The sequence below is a fragment of the Streptomyces sp. NPDC050856 genome, from assembly GCF_040653855.1.
Lineage (GTDB): Bacteria > Actinomycetota > Actinomycetes > Streptomycetales > Streptomycetaceae > Streptomyces.
This window is the reverse complement of the sequence record NZ_JBFAGV010000029.1, coordinates 50,025-69,890: the sequence shown is the minus strand read 5'-3', so window position 1 is coordinate 69,890 and position 19,866 is coordinate 50,025. Positions and strand designations below refer to the sequence as shown.

At 72.9% G+C, this 19,866-nt stretch carries 18 protein-coding genes and 1 pseudogene; 15 read left to right on the top strand and 4 right to left on the bottom strand.

What is annotated here, in order from left to right:
• Positions 1-221: 221 nt before the first annotated feature.
• The 5 genes from AB0H53_RS23335 (at position 222) to AB0H53_RS23315 (ending at position 4,452) form a co-directional block, all read left to right on the top strand.
• Positions 222-713, top strand: a complete 492-nt coding sequence (locus AB0H53_RS23335) for a DUF5709 domain-containing protein (RefSeq protein ID WP_362116542.1) — start codon at positions 222-224, stop codon at positions 711-713.
• 124 nt (positions 714-837) lie between these two features.
• Positions 838-1,641 carry an alpha/beta hydrolase gene (locus AB0H53_RS23330; protein ID WP_362116539.1) on the top strand — a complete coding sequence of 268 codons (804 nt, stop codon included), beginning with the start codon at positions 838-840 and terminating at the stop codon, positions 1,639-1,641.
• Positions 1,641-2,924 carry a SpoIIE family protein phosphatase gene (locus AB0H53_RS23325; protein ID WP_362116536.1) on the top strand — a complete coding sequence of 428 codons (1,284 nt, stop codon included), beginning with the start codon at positions 1,641-1,643 and terminating at the stop codon, positions 2,922-2,924. Before AB0H53_RS23330 ends, AB0H53_RS23325 begins: the two co-directional genes overlap by 1 nt.
• Positions 2,921-3,274, top strand: coding sequence for an STAS domain-containing protein (locus AB0H53_RS23320; protein ID WP_362116533.1), 354 nt, complete (start codon positions 2,921-2,923; stop codon positions 3,272-3,274). Before AB0H53_RS23325 ends, AB0H53_RS23320 begins: the two co-directional genes overlap by 4 nt.
• Before the next feature lie 200 nt (positions 3,275-3,474).
• A complete protein-coding gene (locus AB0H53_RS23315; protein WP_362116530.1) occupies positions 3,475-4,452 on the top strand; it encodes a serine/threonine dehydratase in 978 nt (325 codons plus the stop codon).
• A gap of 60 nt (positions 4,453-4,512) precedes the next feature.
• Here the strand turns inward: AB0H53_RS23315 and AB0H53_RS23310 are convergent, their stop codons facing one another.
• Positions 4,513-4,800, bottom strand: a complete 288-nt coding sequence (locus AB0H53_RS23310) for a helix-turn-helix transcriptional regulator (protein WP_362116580.1) — start codon at positions 4,798-4,800, stop codon at positions 4,513-4,515.
• 165 nt (positions 4,801-4,965) lie between these two features.
• Positions 4,966-5,460: pseudogene (locus tag AB0H53_RS23305) on the bottom strand (cupin domain-containing protein); the annotation flags it as partial.
• A gap of 167 nt (positions 5,461-5,627) precedes the next feature.
• Here AB0H53_RS23305 and AB0H53_RS23300 point away from each other — a divergent pair.
• From AB0H53_RS23300 to polX, 5 genes are all read left to right on the top strand, one after another.
• Positions 5,628-5,915 carry a DUF1330 domain-containing protein gene (locus tag AB0H53_RS23300; protein WP_362116527.1) on the top strand — a complete coding sequence of 96 codons (288 nt, stop codon included), beginning with the start codon at positions 5,628-5,630 and terminating at the stop codon, positions 5,913-5,915.
• A gap of 68 nt (positions 5,916-5,983) precedes the next feature.
• Positions 5,984-6,304, top strand: coding sequence for a hypothetical protein (locus AB0H53_RS23295; protein WP_362116524.1), 321 nt, complete (start codon positions 5,984-5,986; stop codon positions 6,302-6,304).
• A gap of 104 nt (positions 6,305-6,408) precedes the next feature.
• Entirely contained in the window at positions 6,409-6,984 is a 576-nt protein-coding gene (locus AB0H53_RS23290; RefSeq protein WP_362116521.1) for a PadR family transcriptional regulator, read from the top strand.
• 90 nt (positions 6,985-7,074) lie between these two features.
• Positions 7,075-8,808, top strand: coding sequence for an acyl-CoA dehydrogenase family protein (locus AB0H53_RS23285; RefSeq protein ID WP_362116518.1), 1,734 nt, complete (start codon positions 7,075-7,077; stop codon positions 8,806-8,808).
• Positions 8,809-8,862: 54 nt separating this feature from the next.
• Positions 8,863-10,599 carry a DNA polymerase/3'-5' exonuclease PolX gene (gene polX, locus AB0H53_RS23280; protein WP_362116515.1) on the top strand — a complete coding sequence of 579 codons (1,737 nt, stop codon included), beginning with the start codon at positions 8,863-8,865 and terminating at the stop codon, positions 10,597-10,599.
• A gap of 19 nt (positions 10,600-10,618) precedes the next feature.
• Here polX and AB0H53_RS23275 read toward each other — a convergent pair whose 3' ends face one another.
• Together AB0H53_RS23275 and AB0H53_RS23270 are read right to left on the bottom strand one after the other, a co-directional pair.
• Positions 10,619-11,392: a hypothetical protein gene (locus AB0H53_RS23275; protein WP_362116512.1), complete on the bottom strand. Its 774-nt coding sequence runs from the start codon at positions 11,390-11,392 to the stop codon at positions 10,619-10,621.
• Positions 11,393-11,429: 37 nt separating this feature from the next.
• Positions 11,430-13,367: a hypothetical protein gene (locus tag AB0H53_RS23270; RefSeq protein WP_362116509.1), complete on the bottom strand. Its 1,938-nt coding sequence runs from the start codon at positions 13,365-13,367 to the stop codon at positions 11,430-11,432.
• Positions 13,368-13,883: 516 nt separating this feature from the next.
• Between AB0H53_RS23270 and AB0H53_RS23265 the strand changes: the two genes are divergently transcribed.
• From AB0H53_RS23265 to AB0H53_RS23245, 5 genes are all read left to right on the top strand, one after another.
• Positions 13,884-15,881 carry a hypothetical protein gene (locus tag AB0H53_RS23265; protein ID WP_362116506.1) on the top strand — a complete coding sequence of 666 codons (1,998 nt, stop codon included), beginning with the start codon at positions 13,884-13,886 and terminating at the stop codon, positions 15,879-15,881.
• Entirely contained in the window at positions 15,878-17,419 is a 1,542-nt protein-coding gene (locus AB0H53_RS23260; RefSeq protein ID WP_362116503.1) for a hypothetical protein, read from the top strand. The genes AB0H53_RS23265 and AB0H53_RS23260 overlap by 4 nt, the downstream gene beginning before the upstream one ends.
• A gap of 494 nt (positions 17,420-17,913) precedes the next feature.
• The gene (locus AB0H53_RS23255) at positions 17,914-19,143 is read left to right on the top strand and encodes a helix-turn-helix transcriptional regulator (RefSeq protein WP_362116500.1); all 1,230 of its coding nucleotides are present in this window, start codon (positions 17,914-17,916) and stop codon (positions 19,141-19,143) included.
• Positions 19,144-19,291: 148 nt separating this feature from the next.
• Positions 19,292-19,708, top strand: a complete 417-nt coding sequence (locus AB0H53_RS23250; RefSeq protein ID WP_362116497.1) for a hypothetical protein — start codon at positions 19,292-19,294, stop codon at positions 19,706-19,708.
• Positions 19,708-19,860: a hypothetical protein gene (locus tag AB0H53_RS23245; RefSeq protein WP_362116494.1), complete on the top strand. Its 153-nt coding sequence runs from the start codon at positions 19,708-19,710 to the stop codon at positions 19,858-19,860. Before AB0H53_RS23250 ends, AB0H53_RS23245 begins: the two co-directional genes overlap by 1 nt.
• Positions 19,861-19,866: the final 6 nt, after the last annotated feature.

Sequence of the window (19,866 nt, the reverse complement as noted above, 5' to 3'; positions counted from 1 at the left end):
GTCACCCGGGGCCGGCGCACCCGGCCCGGCCGGTCGCCTCGCCCGCCGTCCCCGGGGCCGCCGGGCGGCGGCGGCACCCGGTGCGAGCGCACTCCGTCGGCCCGGCGTCCGGGGGACCGGTCGGGCACCGGCGACAGTGAGGTGGCTTGATCGCCTCATCAGTGGAAACCCGGAGACAGGACAGCGAAGCGGCTGCCACCGTTGGGTAGCGAGGAGTGACCATGAGTGAGGACCGGATGGCTGATGACGTCTACCAGCCCACTGGCACGAACGAGGAGCAGGAGGACGGGGCGCCGCTCGACCTCCAGGACGCGCTGGGGGAGCGCACCTACGACGACATGCTGGACGAGGGCTACTCGCCCCCGGAGAAGCCGCTGGGTGTCACGAAGCACGGCACGACGGCCGCCGAACAGCACGACGGTGAGAGCCTGGACGAGCGACTGGCCCAGGAAGTGCCCGACGTCACGCCGCCGGTCGGCGACGGCCTGGGCGACCTGCCGGGGGGTGACGGCGAGCTGATCGACGGGGAGGTGGGCGGCGAACGCGCCGGCCGGCTGACGGCCCCCGACCAGGGCGCGCACCCCGACACCACCGGGGAGCTGGTGGCGGACGACCAGGGCATCGACGCGGGGGCCGCCGGCGCCGAGGAAGCCGCCATGCACGTCGTACCGGACGACCTGCCCGCCGAGCGGGACGAGGACACCGCGTACTGAGCGGCTGGGCCCCGGCCGGGGCGCCCCGTGCGTGTGGCCGCCCGCGCCCCTGACCGGGGGCCGGCGGCCGCACGGGGGCACGGGCCGGGAAGGGCGACGGCGGCGGAGTGGGAGGATGTCCCTCATGGACATTCGCAGCAGGAACAATGTGACGGTGACCGGGCAGCCGGGCGGGCCCGTGCTGATGCTGGCCCACGGCTTCGGCTGCGATCAGAACATGTGGCGGCTGGTGGCCCCCGTGCTGGCCGAGCAGTACCAGGTGGTGTTGTTCGACTACGTCGGATCGGGCCGCTCCGACCACTCGTCGTGGAGCGAGGAGCGCTACGCCTCGCTGCACGGCTACGCCCGTGACGTGGTCGAGATATGCGACGAGCTGGATCTGCGGGACGTGGTCTTCGTCGGCCACTCGGTCAGCGCCATGGTGGGCGTGCTCGCCGCCGAGGCCGCGCCGCGGCGCTTCTCCTCCCTCGTCATGGTCGGCCCCTCACCGTGCTACATCGACGACGAGAGCTACCGGGGCGGTTTCAGCGCCGATGACATCGACGAGCTCCTGGAGTCGCTGGAGTCCAACTACCTGGGCTGGTCGGCGACCATGGCCCCGGTCATCATGGGCAACCCCGAGCGGCCCGAGCTCGGGGAGGAGCTGACCAACAGCTTCTGCGCCACGGACCCCGACATCGCCCGTGTCTTCGCGCGCACCACCTTCCTCTCCGACAGCCGCGAGGACCTCAAGGCGGTGAAGCTGCCGACCCTGGTGCTGGAGTGCAGCCAGGACGTCATCGCACCGCCCGAGGTCGGCGCCTTCGTCCACGCCGCGATTCCCGGCAGCCGGCTGGTCACCCTGGACGCCAACGGTCACTGCCCGCAGCTCAGCGCCCCCGAGGCCACCGCTGAGGCGATCATCGCGTTCGTGCGGGACCAACGGTGATGAGCTGCACGGCGCACGGCCCCGACCAGCCCAGGGAGGGCGGCAGCGCCACTGACGCGGCCTTCACCGCCCTGCTGGAGGACAGCGCCGAGGAACTGTACGAGTCCGCGCCCTGCGGATACCTGTCCACCCTCATGGACGGCACCATCGCCAAGATCAACGACACCCTTCTGAGCTGGCTCGGCCTGGCCCGCCAGGACGTCGTGGGCCGTAAGCGCTTCGCCGACCTGCTCACCGTCGGCGGCAAGCTCTACCACGAGACCCACTTCGCACCCCTCCTGCGCATGCAGGGGAGGATCAGCGAGATCGCGCTGGAGCTCAAGGCGTCCGACGGCGCCCGGCTGCCGGTCCTGGTCACCTCCACCGTGAAGACCACCGGCGACGGCGAACCGGTACTCATCCGCACCACCGTCTTCGACGCCCGGGACCGCCGCGCCTACGAGACGGAACTGCTGCGCGGCCGCAGGGTGGCCGAAGAGGCACGCAAGCAGGCGGAGGCCGACCGGGAGCGGCTCCAGGAGGCGCTGGCCGTGCTCCAGCAGAGTCTGCTGCCCGCCACCCTGCCCGCCGTGCCCGGGATGGAGGCGGCCTCGCACTACCACACGGCCTCCCCGGACCGGCTCGGCGGCGACTTCTACGACCTGTTCCCGCTCGACGGCCGGCGCTGGGCGTTCTTCCTCGGCGACGTCTGCGGCAAAGGCCCGCAGGCCGCCGCGGTCACCTCCCTGACCCGCTACACGCTGCGGGCCGCGGCCCTCCACGACCCGGACCCGGTCGCGGCGCTGGCCACCCTGAACACCGTGCTCAACGAGCGGTACAACGGCGACGACCCGCGTTACTGCACCGCCATCTTCGGGGTCCTGGACCCCCGGGGCGACAGCGTCGACGTCCACCTGGCCTCGGGTGGTCACCCGCCGGCACTGCTGCTCCGCGCGGACGGCCGGGCCGACTACCTCCCCACCCCCGGCGGCCTCCTCGTCGGTATCCTGCCCGAACCGCGCTTCACCCCGGCCCGCACCACCCTGGGCCCCGGGGACACCCTGCTGCTGTACACCGACGGCCTCACCGAAGCCCGCACCGGAGCGGGCCGCGAGCTGTACGGCGACGACGCCCTGCGGGACTTCGCCGCCGGCCTGGCCCCCGCCGGGGCGGACGAAGTGATCGCCGGCCTCACCGGTCTGCTCAATGGATTCGGCGACGGCCTCGACGACGACACCGCCCTGCTCGCCCTCGGAGTCCCCGCTCTTTCCGCCCCCGCCCCCGCGACCGAAGACCTCACATGAGCTCGCTGACGATCACCACCCGAGACGCCCGCACCGGTCCCGTACTGGAAGTCGCCGGCGACCTGGACTACAACAGCGCCCCCCGCCTGCGCCAAGCCGTGGAACAACTCCGCCTGGAACCGGGCCGGCTCCTGGTCCTGGACCTGTCGCGGCTGGGCTTCTGCGACTCCAGTGGCATCACCGCCCTCATCGTCGCCCGGAACCACGCGACCGCCGCACGGGCGGACATCGCACTGGCCGCGGTCCCCGACAACACCGCGCGCGTCCTCGGCATCGTCGGCCTCGACCAGGTGCTCACCCTGTACCCCGACATCGAGACGGCCACCGGGCGGCTGTCCGTCGACCGCTGACCGGCGCCAGCCGGCGCTCCGCAGTCCCCCCTCGGCCTGCCTCCGCGCACCCCGTACCCGGGTGCGGTGCGTCGCCGTCGCGGCGGCGGCCCGCCCCCGCCGGAGCGGCGGGGCGGCTCCGCTCCCCGGGGGCCTGACGACGGGCCCGCCCGGGTGATCTACTGGAGCCGACCGACCCGCCCGGAGCGTGAGGAGCCGCTATGCCCCCCGGCATTCCCGCCGGTACCGCCGATGTCCTGGACCACCGGCTGGTCGCCCAGGCCCGCGAGCGCGTCGAGGGCCTGGTGCGGCCGGTGTCCCTCAGCCCGCTCGGACCCGGCGTTCCGGGGGAGGGACAGGTGTACCTGGCGCTGGAGTTCATGCAGCACACCGGCTCGTTCAAGGCCAGGGGAGCGCTGAACTTCGCCCTCGCCCACGCGGACGCCGGCGCCATGCCCGAGGCGGGCGTGGTCATCGCCTCCGGGGGGAACGCCGGGCTGGCCTGCGCCTGGGCCACCACCACCCGGGCCGGGTATCCGACCACCGTGTTCCTGCCCGAGACCGCGCCCCGGGTGAAGGTCGAGCGGCTACGCGGCTACGGGGCACGCGTGTGCCTGGTCGGCGACCGGTACGCGCAGGCCCTCGACGCCTCCCGCGCGTACGCCGCCGAGCACGGCGCCCTCCAGTCGCACGCCTACGACCACCCGTTGATCGCCGCCGGCGCCGGAACCCTGCTGCCGGAGATCACGGCGGCCGTGCCCGGCGGTGTGGACACCGTGGTCGTCGCGGTCGGCGGCGGTGGCCTCTTCTCCGGTGTCGCGAGCGCGGCGGCGGAGCGCGGCATCCGGGTCGTGGCGGTCGAGCCCGAACGGTGCCGCGCCCTGAACGCGGCTCTCGACGCGGGAGAACCCGTCGACGTGCCGGTCGACTCGGTGGCCGCCGACTCGCTGGGAGCCACCCGCGCCAGCCGGATGGCCGTGACGGCCGCACAGCGGCCCGGCGTCACCTCGCTGCTGGTGTCGGACGAGGAGATCGTGCGGGCCAGGCACGAGCTGTGGGAGAACCACCGCATCGTGGTGGAGCACGGGGCCGCCACCGCCCTGGCGGCCCTCACCAGCGGCCGCTACGCCACCACCGCGGGCGAGCGGGTGGCGGTCGTCCTGTGCGGCGCCAACACCGACCCCGCCACCGTCGTCTGACCCGAGCCCGCGCCGGCCCGGGTGTCCGCAGGAGCCGCGGGGCCGGGCCGCGCGCCGGTGTCAGCGGGTCGCCGAGCGCGGCTCGTGCAGGGCGCCGTGCTCCTTGCGGAACGCGCCGGGCGCGGTACCGAACTCCCGCTTGAAGGCGTGGGCGAAGGCGAACTCGGAGGCGTAACCCACCTGGCGGGCGACCGCCGCCAGCGGCGCACCGGTCTCGCGCAGCAGGCGTGAGGCGGTGCTCAGCCGCCACCAGGTGAGATAGGCCATCGGGGACTGGCCGACACAGGCAAGGAACCGGGCCGCGAAGGTCGTACGGGACAGGCCGACCGACGCGGCCAGGTCCCGCACGGTCCAGGAGTGCCCAGGATCGCGGTGGATCCGGTCCAGGGCGGCGGCGAGGGCGGGGTCCTTGAGAGCCGCGCACCATCCCCCGGCCTCGTCCGGGCACTGCGTCTCCAGCCAGGAGCGCAGGGTGTAGACGATGAGCAGGTCCAACAGGGCCGGAAGCGCCACATCCGTTCCGGGCCGGTCCTCGGTGGCGTCGCTGCTCAACAGCTCGACGGCCGAGCGCAGTTGCGTGTGGTGGCCGAGCCGCGCGGGGAGGTGGATGACGTCGGGCAGACCGCGCAGGAAGGGATGCACCGTGTCGCGGTTGAGCCGGTAGGCGCCACAGAGCAGCAGGGTCCGCTCCCCGGGCGCTTCGGCGGCGGGGCCGTCCCCGGGCTCGGTGCCGACATGGGTGACCAGGCCCGGCCCGTCCGTGCCGGTCCGGTCCCGGGGCAGTTGCTCCAGGGTCCGGTCGGGACTGTGGCTGATGCCGTGGACGGCCCCGCGGGGCAGGAAGACGACATCGCCGGTGGTGAGCCGGAGCGGTGCGCCCCGGGGAGGTACGAGTCAGCAGGCACCGCCGAGCACGACGTGGAAACCGGCGCCCGGATAGGGGCCGTAGCGGCTGCCCCACCGGCCGGTGTACCGGGACCGGGTGACCTTGGCGCGGCCGGTCTTCATCGTCGTGACCACATCGCTCAGCACGTCCATTCCCGGGAACCTACCGCGCGTCCCGGGGCCCGGACGACGGCACATGTTCCTCGGCGTGTGACGCATGGAAGCCCCTGGAAGCGGCGCCTTACGGTCGGATCACCGAACAGCCGACAACCCTCTCGGAGGACCGCGCCATGAGCATGTACGTAGTGATCGATCTCGACATCGACGACCCGGCCGGCTTCCAGCGGTACGTCGACGCCGTGACCCCGCTGATCGAAAAGGCCGGCGGACGCAACATCGTCACCGACGACAACTGCCTGGTACTGGAAGGCGACTGGCGTCCCTCGACCCTCGTCGTCCACGAGTTCCCCACCCGGGAAGCGGTACGCGCGTTCTGGGACGCCCCCGAGTACCAGCCGCTCAAGGCCCTGCGCCGCCAGTACTCCACGGTCAACGTCGTCGTCGGCGAGGGCAGTTGACCCGCCGACGGCCGGACGGCTCAGCAAGCAGCGCACACACCACCACCCACGGAAAGGGACCTTCCCCGATGTTCATGAACACCGTCGCCCGCCTGCTCGCTCCCACGGCCGCCGTTGCCGCCTCCCTGGCGTCCGCACCCGCCCACGCCGCCCCGGCCGGGGAGATCCAGCCGCGCCAGCAGGTCGCGGCCGCGGCGCCGTCCGCCCGGGCCGCCGGACAGGGCAGCTACAGCATCCTCGTCTCGCACCGCGCCCTGTTCGTCGCCGACTTCTGCCTGCTGTCCACGACCAGCGGCACCCAGCAGGCCGCGTGCAGCGGTGACCGGGCCCTGGGAACGGGCTTCCGGCTCGGCGTGGTGCACAAGCCGGGGGAGCGCGTCCACGGCTGACCCCGGCCGGCGAGCGGCGCCGCCCGGTACGGCTCGGGGTGAGCCGTGTCTCATCCGGGCGGCGCCGCTTGTCTATGCAACGAGTTGCATAGAAGGATCGGGGTATGGCGCTCGAGCACGCGATCCTCGTCTCCCTGCTGGAGAAGCCGGGCTCCGGCTATGAGCTGGCCCGGCGCTTCGAGCGGTCCATCGGGTACTTCTGGACCGCCACCCACCAGCAGATCTACCGCGTCCTCAAGCGCATGGAGACCGACGGCTGGGTCGACGTCCACGACGTGCCCCAGCGGGCCCGGCCGGACAAGAAGGAGTACTCGGTCGCCGCCCTCGGCAGGGCCGCCCTCTCCCAGTGGCTGCACGAGCCGATCGAGCTGGAGAGCGTCCGGCACGACCTCGCCGTGAAGATCCGCGGCGCGGCCTTCGACGACCCGGCCGCGCTGATCCAGGAGGTCGAGCGGCACCGGCGGGCACACGGCGACCGGCTCACCCGCTACCTCGCCGGGGAGCTGCGCGACTTCACCGGACCCGACGCGCCGGTACCGCCCGGCGCACCGGGGCAGCCCGACGCCGGGCGGGAGCTGCAACACGTCGTGCTGCGCGGCGGCATCGCGTACGAGCGGATGATGCTCGCCTGGCTCGACGACGTGCTCGACACCCTGCACCGGCTGGGCGCCCGGCCCTGAGCGGCCCGCCGGTTCCGGCGGGCCGCCCCAGCGCCTCCACCACCCCCGACCCCGATCCCCGACCCCGATCCTCAGAAAAGGCGGACACCCATGGCCGACCCGCTGCTGTTCAACCCGCGCACCTACGACCCGGCGCACTTCGACCCGGAGACCCGCAGGCTGCTGCGCGCCACCGTCGACTGGTTCGAGGAGCGCGGCAAGCGCAGGCTGATCGAGGACTACCGCTCCCGCGCCTGGCTCGCGGACTTCCTCGCCTTCTCCGCGAAGGAGGGCCTGTTCGCGACCTTCCTCACCCCCGCGTCCGCCGCCGACGGGCACTCCGGCGGCCAGGGCGCCAAGCGCTGGGACACCGCCCGGATCGCCGCCCTCAACGAGATCTTCGGCTTCTACGGGCTCGACTACTGGTACGCCTGGCAGGTCACCATCCTCGGCCTCGGCCCCGTCTGGCAGAGCGACAACGCCGCCGCCCGCACCCGCGCGGCCGAGCTGCTGGACCAGGGCGAGGTGTTCGCCTTCGGCCTGTCCGAGAAGGCGCACGGCGCCGACATCTACTCGACCGACATGCTGCTGGAGCCCGACGGCGAGGGCGGCTTCCGGGCCACCGGCTCCAAGTACTACATCGGCAACGGCAACGCCGCCGGGCTCGTCTCCGTCTTCGGCCGCCGCACCGACGTCGAGGGCCCCGACGGCTACGTCTTCTTCGCCGCCGACAGCCGCCACCCGGCGTACCACCTGGTGAAGAACGTCGTCGACTCCTCCAAGTACGTCAGCGAGTTCCGGCTGGAGGACTATCCCGTAGCCGCCGAGGACGTCCTGCACACCGGCCGCGCCGCCTTCGACGCCGCCCTCAACACCGTCAACGTCGGCAAGTTCAACCTGTGCACCGCCTCCATCGGCATCTGCGAGCACGCGATGTACGAGGCCGTCACCCACGCCCACAACCGCGTCCTCTACGGCCGCCCCGTCACCGCCTTCCCCCACGTGCGCCGTGAGCTGACCGACGCCTACGTCCGCCTGGTCGGGATGAAGCTGTTCAGCGACCGTGCCGTCGACTACTTCCGCACCGCCGGGCCCGACGACCGCCGTTACCTGCTCTTCAACCCGATGACGAAGATGAAGGTGACCACGGAGGGCGAGAAGGTCATCGACCTGATGTGGGACGTCATCGCCGCCAAGGGCTTCGAGAAGGACAACTACTTCGCCCAGGCCGCCGTCGAGATCCGGGGGCTGCCCAAGCTGGAGGGCACGGTGCACGTCAACCTCGCCCTGATCCTCAAGTTCATGCGCAACCACCTCCTGGACCCGGCCGACTACGCGCCCGTCCCCACCCGTCTCGACGCCGCGGACGACGACTTCCTCTTCCGGCAGGGGCCGGCCCGCGGCCTGGGCTCCGTACGCTTCCACGACTGGCGCGCCGCCTACGACGCCTACGCCGGGGTGCCCAACGTCGGACGCTTCCGGGAGCAGGCGGACGCCCTGTGCGCGTTCGTCACCACCGCCGCACCCGACGAGGAGCAGAGCCGGGACCTCGATCTCCTCCTCGCCGTCGGCCAGCTCTTCGCGCTGGTCGTCCACGGCCAGCTGATCCTGGAGCAGGCGCGCCTGACCGGCCTGGACGAGGACGTGCTGGACGAGCTGTTCGCCGTCCTCGTACGCGACTTCTCCGCGCACGCCGTCGAGCTGCACGGCAAGGATTCCGCCACCGAGGAGCAGCAGCGCTGGGCGCTGGGCGCGGTCCGGCGCCCGGTCGTGGACGAGGCCCGGTCGGCGCGCGTCTGGGAGCGGGTGGAGGCGCTGTCCGGGGCGTACGAGATGGCTCCCTAGCCGACGGGACGACCAGGGTGTGCCCGCTCGGCCGGGCGGGCGCACCCTGGAGGTATGGCCCGGGCCAACGACGAGGTCGCGGCGCTGCTCCAGGAGTACGCCGACCTGATCGCGATCACCGGCGGTGACGCCTTCAAGGCGCGCGCCTACGAGAAGGCCGCGCGCGCCATCGCCGGTCACCGCGCCGACGTCGCCACGCTCGACGCCAGGGGCCTGCTGGACATCCCCCATGTCGGCAGGTCGATCGCCGACAAGGTGGCCGAGTACCTGAGCTCCGGCCGGGTCCCCACGATCGAGGAGACCAGGGCGGCGGTGCCCGCCGGCGTACGCGAACTGATCGCCATACCCACCCTGGGGCCCAAGAAGGCCATGGCGCTCCACGAGGAGCTGGGCGTCACCTCCGTTGACCAGCTGCTCGACGCCATCCACCAGGAGCGGCTGCGCGACCTGAAGGGCTTCGGCGAGAGGACCGAGGCCAACATCCTCCACGGCATCGCGCTGATGCAGAGGGCCGGCGCCGGCCGGGTCCTCATCAACGCCGCGATGGACGCCGCCGAGCAGATCGTCGCCGAGCTGTCCCGGATCCCCGGCTGCGACCGGTGCGCCTTCGCGGGGTCGCTGCGCCGTATGCGGGAGACGATCGGGGACATCGACATCCTGGTGGCGGCCGACCGGTCGGCGCCCTTCATGGCCGCGCTCGCCGGCCTCCCGACCACCGCCGAGGTCATCGCGCGGGGCGAGAAGAAGGCGTCCGTCCGCACCACCAAGGGACTCCAGGTGGACCTGCGCGTGCTGCCCCGCGCCTCCTGGGGAGCGGGGCTCCAGTACTTCACCGGATCCAAGGCGCACAACATCCGCACCCGCGAGATCGCCGTGCGCCACAAGCTCAAGCTCTCCGAGTACGGGCTCTTCGACGCCGGGAGCGGCGACCTGGTCGCCTCGGAGACGGAGGAGGAGATCTACACCCGTCTCGGCCTGCCCTGGATACCGCCGGCACTGCGCGAGGACCGGGGCGAGATCGCGGCCGGACTGCGGGACGCACTGCCCGATCTGGTCACCGACCGCGACATCAAGGGCGACCTGCACACCCACACCGACCTCACCGACGGCATCGCCCCGCTGGAGGAGATGGTCGCCGCCGCCGCGGAGCGGGGCTACGCCTACTACGCCGTCACCGACCACGCCCCGAACCTCTTCATGCAGCGCATGACCGACGAGAAGATGCTCGCGCAGCGCGAGCGGGTGCGCGAGCTCGACGGCAGACACCACGGGATGCGCCTGCTGCACGGCACGGAGCTCAACATCGACCCACGGGGGGAGGTCGACTGGCCCGAGGACTTCCTGGACGGCTTCGACCTGTGCGTGGCGTCCGTCCACTCACACTTCGATCAGAGCCGGCAGGACATGACCCGCCGCCTGGTACGCGCCTGTGAGCATCCGAACGTCGCGGTGATCGGCCACCCGACCACGCGCCGGATCGGCAAGCGGCCCGGCGTGGACGCCGACCTCGACGCGGTCTTCGAGGCCTGCGCCAGGACGGGCACCGCCCTGGAGATCAACGCGCACCCCGAGCGGCTGGACCTGTCCGACGAGCTCGTCCTGCGCGCCAAGCGGTACGGCGTGAAGTTCGCCGTCGACTCCGACGCGCACGCCGTCACCCACCTGCCGTACCTGCGCTACGGAGTCGGTACGGCCCAGCGCGGATGGCTGACGAAGGACGACGTCATCAACACCTGGCCGCTTCCGGAGCTGCGCCGCTTCCTGCGCAAGGACGGCACCCGGAGGGGGTGAGGACCTGGGTGCGCCCCGGCTACCGCCGCGCGGCCGCCTGGGGGAAGTAACGCGTGAACGGGTCGGGGCTCACCCCCATCACCTCGCCGAAGGGCGTGGACAGGTAGTGGATGAGCAGGCCGAGGAACACGGTCAGCCCGACCATGCCCATCACCATCACCAGGTGGCTGATCCTGCGCCCGATCCCGAAGAAGAACAGGATGCAGAAGCTCAGGATCGCCCCGATCACCATCCCGGCCCACAGCACCGGTGACAGCGTCTCCTGCGCGATCGCCTCCCGGCCCCGGCGGGCGTCGTCCAGCAGGGCGAGCTGGCCGAGCAGTTCCCCGGCCGTCGCCTGCTGCGACGGGGTCGCGTCGGGCGGGGCGGCGGCCGTCGCGCGCAGCTGCCGCACCAGGGACCAGCCGGGGTCGCCCAGCGGCCCGTGCTCGTGCATCCTCGGCCATTCGCTCTGGACCACATGGGTGGCGTAACGCTCGGCCAGGACGTCGATCCGCTCAGCCTGGGCCACCGGCATGCCCTCGGAGAGGACCGTGATCTGGTGCAGGGCGCCCGCTTCGGTGGAGGTGTGGCCCTCGGCACCGCTCCTCATCTCCCACACGGTGACCAGGGCCAGACCGAGGAGCAGCGCGTACAGCAGGGCGATCATCATCGACATGTACTCGGCGGCGTCCGCGCCTTCCTCGTCGTCGTCGCAGTCGACGGGCTGGAAGTGCCGCCACAGGACCACCGCCGCCACGGCGAGCAGCGCGGCCAGCAGCCCCAGGGCCAGCATCTCGAACACATGATTCATGATGCCCTCACGTTCGGGTGGCGGGGCGGCCGTACGGTCATAGCCGGCGCCCTGCCAGTACGACCACGGCCACCGCGGGCAGAAGAAGCAGCAGCAGGGACACGACGGGGCTGAGCGTTCCGTCCCGCCGGGGCACTTCACCGGCCCGCGCGGGTACGTACCGGTTCGCGGCGGCGTCCGAGGCGCGGGGCCTGGCGCGTTCGGTGCTTTCCTCGGCGGGCGGTGTGACACCGACTTCCGGCGGGACGCGGGGGACACGGGGCGTCAGGTCCTCGAGCGGGGTGATCCCGGTGGGGGGTGGCAGCGCCCCGGCCGCGTCCGGCACAGCCGCCGCGCCAGCGGCGGCAGCCGCTCCTGCGCCCGCTCCGGCTCCTGCGCCCGCTGTGGCTCCCGGGCCGGCCGCCGCGCCCGCTCCCGCACCGGCTCCTGTCCCTGCGCCCGCGCCTGTTCCTGTGCCTGCGCCTGTTCCTGTGCCTGCGCCGGCTCCCGGGCCCGCTGCGGTTCCCGCGCCTGTTCCTGCGCCCGCTTCGGCTCCTGCGCCCGCTGCGGCTCCCGCCCCTGTTCCTGCGCCCGCGCCGGCCGCCGCGCCCGCTCCCGCACCGGCTCCGGCCCCCGCGGCTCCCGTGCCGGCCGCGCCGGCTTCCGCCCCAGCGGCTCCCGCAGCCGCCCCCGCACCGGCAGCCGTGCCGGTCGTCCCCGCTCCGGCGGCCGTGCCCGCACCGGCGGCCGCACCAGTGCCCGCCACGGCTCCCGCGCCCGCACCGGCAGCGGGGCCGGCCGCGCCCGCACCGGTGGGGACTCCTGTCGCGGCGACGGCGCCCGCGGCGACGAGGAGGTCGACGGCCGCACCACCGGTCACGGGGGCGGCGCCGGCCGCAGCCGCTCCGGCCACCCCCGCAGCTCCGGCCGGCGCTCCGGCCGCCCCCGGGGCCGCCGGGGCGGCGCCGGCCGCGCCGGCCGCGACTCCCGCCGCCCCCGGCGCGAGGGCTGCCGGCGGCACGGCTGCCGGCGGCGGATTCGGGACAGGCGCGGGCACGGCGCCACCCCCGGGTCCGGGCGCGGGCACCGGTACCGCACCAGGTGCCGGTACACCGGCGGCGGGCGGTCCCGGAAGCCGGGGCGGCGGTGCCGGACGTGGCCGGGCGCGCACGGCGAAGGGGGCAGCCGCCCGCGCCACCAGCGGCGGAGGCGGCACCAGCCTGCCGGTCGGGCCCAGCGTGGACAGCCGGTCGCTGCCCCGTACCTCGGGGGAGCTGCGGTGGACGCCGGGCCGGAGTCCGGTCAGCCGCGCGACGCAGACGGCGACGGCGCCGGGCGCCAGGGCCTGGGGCGGCGCCGGGCGCCCGGCGCAGCTCACCGGAGGACGGCCCAGTGCCACATCGACGAGCCGGGCGCCGTGGACCGTCCGGTTGCCCGGGTTGGCGACGGTGTACCGGACCACCGCGCCGGGCGCCACGGCCTGGCTGACGCCGACGGCCAGCGCGAGGGCACCGCCGACGCCCTCGTACCCGGCGGTCGCGGACGCCCGGGGGCGCATGCCGAGCGAGGGGATCTCACCGCGTGCGCGCACCGTGGCCGTGTGGCGCCCGGGCGCGGCGGCGACCCGTGAGGTGCAGGTGACGGTGGTCAGCCCGCGCATCATGAAGCCCTGCCCGGCCCGGGCCCCCGGGCAGCGCACGGCGGTCCGCGGCACGGTCGGGTCGGTGACGGTGACGCGGTGGAGGTCCGCGCCCGAACGGTTGGTCAGCCGGTAGCGCTTGACGACCGGGTGCCCGATCCTGATGCCGACGCGCTCCGCCTCCCGCCCCGGCCGCCCGTTGACGGTCACCGAGAGCGCGAGCGCCCCCGGGCCCACCCCGTCGGCGGCGGCCCGCGGGGCCCGGCCGGGCGGCCAGCCAGCCACCTGGGCCACCAGAAGCAGCGCGCCGGTGATGAACAGGAGCCGTCTCGTACGGGTGGAGGAGCTGACCGCCATCCGGGGTTTCCCTTCCGGTCCCGGGGTTGTCCCCGATGACAGTCAGCGTCCGTCACGGGTCGCGGGCGGGAAAGCCGGGCGCCCGGCGATTGAGCTGTCCGGGCGGTGACTGCACGACCATGGCGGACCCCGCTCCACCAATTGGCCCGACCACCGCGCCGGACGGCGCCCGGCCGGCGAAACGGGGGCTCCCGTACCGCACCGGCCGGACGGCCGACAGCCGGACGGCCCACCGGCCCGACGGCCGGAGGCCCGGCAGTGGCGGGGGGACTCCGCTGAGTCACAGGTGAATAACTGATGCCGGGTCAATGGATTTACCCGGTACGGGCGCTGCCCCGGTCACCTATCCTCCTGTCACCGCGGCTGCGCAGTGTTGCGCCGGGTGACGGGGGGAGCATGCCGAGGCTGTACGGGCGGACAGCTCTGCTTGAGACAGTGGTGCCCGCGCTGGTCGGGCTCAAGCCGAGCGGAAGAGGACGCATCGACCTGCCACGCCGGGGTCATCCACCCCTGGTCGTGTGTACCGGTGGGCGGGGCACCGGCAAGAGCGCCGTCCTGACGGCGCTGGCGGAGCAGTACGCACAACGCCTGCCGCAGGCGCACGCCGATCTCGCCGCGAGCGACTTCGGCCAGCCGGGGCTCGCAGCCCTGGCCGAGGACGAGACGGCGAACGCCTCCCGCACGTCCGACCTGCTCTTCCACCTCCAGTACCGGCTCAGCCGGAAACCCGCTGAATTCGGCAGGAAGCTCTCCTTCCCCCGGCTGACACAGGGACTGCTGGCGGTCAGCGGCTGGCAGGTGGAGGGCGACGACAACCCGGGGCAGGCGGTACGGCCCGAGGAGCTGGCGGCCGCGAAACGCCGGCTCGCCGAACTGCTCAGGGCCAGCCAGCCCGACCAGCAGCAGCGCCGGGACAAGGCCGCCGTCTGGGTCGACCAGGTGGTCCAGTCGGTGGGCCCGCTGACCGGCCTGCCCGCAGCGATGGACGCGATGGTGCAGGCCATGATGCGGATCGTCGCCACCGAGCTGTTCAGCAGCCGCGCGCACCGGGGCGGCCTCGCGTGGTGGACCGGCCGGCGGGTGACCCAGCAGGGTGACGCCTACGACCAGCTCACCGAACTGGCGCTGAAGTTCCGCGGTGACCCGGAGGACCGCCGGCTCGCGGAACGGCACCTGATCGCCGCCCTGCTCGCGGACATCGCGGACCACTACGGCTTCCTGCAGACGGCCAACGGCGTGCCCCGTCCGCTGCTGCTCCTGGACAACGCCCACAGCCCGCTGGGCACGGTGTTCCTGGACGAGCTGACGCGGGTGTGGCACGAGGAGCCGGCCGGACCCCGCCGCACGGTGCGGCCGGTCGTGGTGGCCACGGCCCTGCGGGAGACACCGCCCTTACCGGAGGACGGCCCCGCGCCCTCGACGCGGCGGGCGTCCGGGCCCTTCTGGCTCGGGAGCAGGCCCGCGACGGCGGCCGAGTGGATGCTGGCACTGCCGCTCGCCCCGCTGGACCTCGACGAGGTCAAGGACATGTTCGAAGGCGTCCACCCGCCGCCGGGTGCCGCCCGGCTGATCCTGCGGCTCAGCGGTGGCCGGGCGGGCATCGCCCACGCGCTGGTGGCGGCCGTGGCGCGGCGGGTCCGCCTCAACGAGGCGATCACCCTCGACGGGCTTCTGGACATCCCTGCAACGGCCGACCCGGGGCGCAGCGTGAGCACCGTGCTCCTGGAACGCCTGATCCCCGACGAGGTCGCCCGCGCTCGGCTCACCTACTACGCGCCGGGCCTGGACGACACGGCCGTGCACCGGCTCAGCAGCCACTACCCGCCGCAGGACCCCGGTGGCGTCCCCGTCCAGGAGGCGAGCGCGCACCTGCGCGACAACCGGTGGGGCCGGACGCCCTGGCCCGGTACCGAAGGCCCGTTCGTCGGCGACCCCGCCCTGCGGACCCTGCTCCTGCACGAGCTGCGCGGCGACGCCGGCCGGGCACCCGGCGCGGAGCCGTGGCGGAACATCCATCTGCGGCTGCGGTCCCTGTACGACCCGGACGGCCAGGGCAGTGCCGCCCGCCGCCCCGACACGCGCTACCTGCACCATTCGCTGGCCCTGGGGGAGAGGGACCTGGTGGTGCGCAGCCTGCACCACCGGTTCACCGAACGGGACGCGCCCGGCTGGCTCGCCGCCGTCAACCTGGTGTGCGCGGCACCGCGCCCCCCGGACTCACTGCCCGCCCCGTCCGGCGACGCCGCGGCCTGTCCGGTCTGCACGGCGGGCGGTGACCCGGTCCACCAAGCCGTCGAGCTCCTGGTGAGCCAGGTGTGGGAGCTCTCCCAGCCGCTCGCCACCCCCCGGGCCGCCACGATCAACAGCATCGGGCTGCAACTGCTCACCCTGGCCCAGAACAGCGGCCCCGACGCCCAGAAGATCTTCTTCCGCGCCCATGAGGAGTGGCCGAGGGAACTGCACCGCTGGACCCAGGCGCCGCACCTCCAGACCTACGGAGGGTCCGCCCCATGAGGCTCTTGCCGGACGGAAAGCTCTACCGGGCCCTGGTGCTCGGCGCCGTGGCCATGGCCCTCGCCGTGGGCACGTTCTTCGCCCTCAAGCCGGTGTTCACCGACGACCCCTCGTGCGCGGCCGGTGTCGAGAGGCGCGGGGCACGTGGCGAGTGCACCGGGGTCACCGACGGCGGCTTCCACTTCACCGCCGCACTGGCACGGGTGTCCCGGCAGATCAAGGCCGAGAACGACAGGGTCGCCGGGGACAAGCCCGTCACCGTCGCCCTGATGATCCCGATGATCTCCAACAACCCCGCCGAGCAGCACGAGTTCACCGAGCAGGTCCAGGGCGCCTACCTCGCCCAGTACCGTGCCAACCACGAGAGCAACGGGCAGCGCCCGCCCATCCGGATGCTCCTCGCCAACCCCGGGCGCAACTACGAGTTCTGGCAGCCCGTGGCCGAGCAGCTCGCCGCCGCGGCCACCACCTCCGAGAACCTGCGGGCCGTCGCGGGCATCAACATCAGCCTCAAGGAGACCGAGCGGGCCGTCGCCTTCCTCACCCGCACCAAGGGCATCCCCGTGGTCGCCGGACCCATGACCGCCGACGACATCATGAACAGCGCCACCCGGCCGCGCGCCTATCCGGGCCTGGCCCGGGTCGCCCCCAGCAACTCCGACCAGGCGGCCGCGCTGGGCTCCTTCGGATCGCACATCAAGCCGTCCGAGACGATGGTGGTGGAGGACATCCGGGACGACGACAACTACCTTGCCACGCTGCGCCGGACGTTCGAGAAGCTGGCCGAGGGGGCACCCAACGCCCCGGAGACCTTCCGGTCGCCCGCCGACTTCAACGAAGAGGGCAACCTCGCCAACGACTTCCACCAGATGGTGCCGGACATATGCTCATCCGACGCCAAGACCATCTACTTCGCCGGGCGCCCCGTGCAGCTCCGCCAGTTCCTGACCGAGCTCGGAGAGCGCAACTGCAACAAGCACTACACCGTCATCAGCGGTTCGCACGCCTCCACCCTCACCGTGGACAGCAGGTTCCGCGACCGGTGGCGGGCGCTCACCACCGGCGCCGGCATCACCGTCCGCTACGCCGCCCTCGCCCACCCGGACGCCTGGGCGCGCGGCGGCCCCGAGACACCGGGCGGTTCGAAGGCCGCCTACCGGCAACTGGCCGACCTCGCCCGCCGGTTGGGCAACAACTCGGCCACCGGGATCGGCCCGGTCTCGCTCTCCGACTCGCGCACCATCATCACGTACGACTCCGTCACCACCGCCATCACCGGCATCCGCAACAACACGGTGGGCAAGGTGGAGGTACCCACCCTGTCCGAAGTGACCAACAGCTGGCTCCGGCTGCACGGCGGCAACCGGGTCAACGGCGCCAGCGGCTGGATCTGCCTCGACCAGTACGGCAACCCCCACAACAAGGCCGTGCCCATCGTCCACCTGGACCCGGCCACCAGGACGGCCGTCTTCGACCACCTGGCCTGGCCCGAAGGCCGCGCCCCGGACCCGAACTGCTCAATACGCACCGGCCGGTGAGACGGCGGCCCCGGCCGGCCGGGTGACGCGCGCGGCGGGCAAGCCCGCTGCCCCGGCGCCCGACGCCGGCCCGTCCTCGGCGTGGTTCAGGCGGCGGATCGCCGCGTTCCCCTCGGCCGGGGCAAGGCAGCGCGAACGCCGGCGCCGCCGGGGGGTGGAGGTCATGGCCCCACCGTACGGGCGGGGGGCTGACACCCGCCCGTACGGTGGGGGCCTACTTCACCCGCTGGTCGAGTTCCAGGACCATCGCGTCAAAGAGCGGCGGCGCCGAGCGGCCGTCCGTACCACTGGCCTTGGAACCGTACCGCCGCCAGTAACCACGAATCACGTTCCCTGTCTCGCCTTCGGGCCGGGCAGGGGGCGCCTTGGTCGTGTGTGGGCGTGCGCGGCTCGAACAGAAAGACTCCCGCCGAGTGGCGGGGGCCAACTTCGCTCGCCTGCCGACGGGTTGCAGGCGTACCGTTCCGAGTGTCGAGCTAGGGACGGAGACCAGTATGCCGCAGTGGTCCGACTACAGTAACGGCGAGCGAATCAAGATTCTGCGCGGGGCCGAGATCAGGCAGGACGATCTCGCCGAGATGACCGGCCTTTCCGTCGCCACCATTCAAGCGGCCGAGCAGGACAAACGCCTGTCGCTCCCAACCCTCCTGAAGATCGCCGCAGCGCTCAGCGTGGACACCTCTGTGATTCTCGGTCAGCAGGCACCGCGGAGGGCTCTGCGGCAAGAGGACCGCACGATGATGCGGGAGCTCTCGCACGCCGTGCACGACACGGCCGCCGGGGCCGCAACCACCGTTGAAGCACCGACCCTCAGCGAACTCGCCTCGATCACGCGGCAGGGCTGGAACCTTTACTGGAAAGGGCGCTACGCCGAGGCAGGCTCGCTCGCTGCGCCGCTGCTGCGCTCGGCGGCCGCACGGCTGCGCGAGCAGCCCGTCGGCGAGCAAGCCGAGGCGTGGAGCGTGGTGGCTGACGCTTACCGCATCTGCGCATATGTCGCAAACCTGATGGGTGTTCGTGACCTCGCGTACGCCTCGATCGGGCATGCGCAGCGGGCAGCCGAGCACGCCGGCGACGACCTTCGGCAGGCGCTCGTAACGTCGGGCCGCTCGTGGGTGTATCTCCGCGATGCCAGGCTGCCCGAGGCGCTGGAACTGGCCGAGCGCGCTGCGGTGGAGATCGAGCCCAGGTTCTCGCGCGCAACCCCGGAGCAGCTCACGGTGTACGGCTCACACGTGAACTTCGCGGCCGTCGTGGCCAGCAGGATGGGTGACAAGGAGCGGGCGGCTGACTACCTCTCGCAGTCGCACGCGACGGGTGCGCGCATGGGACAGGAGGTCCGGGCGCACGGCACTCTCTTCGGACCGGTGTCGGCCACCACCCAGGCCGTCGGAATCAACGTGTCGCTCGGGCAGACGGGCAAGGCCCTGACGCTGATCAGCTCGATTCATGACGTCGGCCAGCTCAGTGAAGCCGCACAGCATCGGTACGCGCTCGACAAGGCGATGGCGCAGGCCGACGCGAAGATGTGGGATGCCAGCCTGGACACCCTCGAAGCGGCGCTCAGGTCGGCGCCGTATTGGGCGCGGCACCAGGCGTTGCCGCAGGTGATCGTCTCGAAGGTTGGGCGGGCGTCGACTGCTCGGCTACGCCGTGTGTCCAAACTGATCGGCGCCCCGGGCGTGGCAGGGTTCCCGCCGGCGACGGCCAAGAACGCGCTCTGACGAGAGCTCAACTCGTACGCGGCATAGGATTTCTGATCCTTCGGGCGGAGTTGAGTCGTACGTGACGGGCGACTCCGCCGTGCCCGGGTTCCGGAAGTCGTACGCCACGCTGCTGTACGACGACTTTGCGTAGCGGGACCGTTACCACATGCCCGAGACATCGGTACAGGCTCACAGGACGCCGCAGTCGGTGCGCCGGCGTCGCCTTCAGGACGCCGCAGTCGGCCGCAGTGCGGTGGTCCTCTACGTGTGCACCCAGGACCCCCTGCGGACAGCCACCCAGACATTGACCGACCTGAGCGGATTCGCCGCCGCCCGGGATTGGGACGTGGCAGCCGTGGTGTGCGATCCCTCTGCTCTGCGCACGCCGGCCGACAGCCGCACCCAGTGGACCGCCGTACGGGCGGCGATCACCAGTGGTCGTGCTGAGGGCGTGGTGGCGCTGAGCGAGCACGCGGGCAGCGCCAGCAGCGAGCAGACCCGTCTTCGGCAGTGGCTCGCCGAGCACGCCGCGTTCCTTGTCCTGGTCCCCAGCTCCCACTCCGGTGCGGAGGCCGGCCGGTGATGACCATCAGGGTGTACCGGGTTCGCCCCGACGGCACCCGTGAGGTGACCCACCCGCAGACCACGGTGGACCCGGCCACCACCGGGCCGCCCCCGTTCTTCGGATACCCGAAGTGCCAGTGCCCTCGCTGCCGACTGGTGGTGACCCGGTGACTCGGC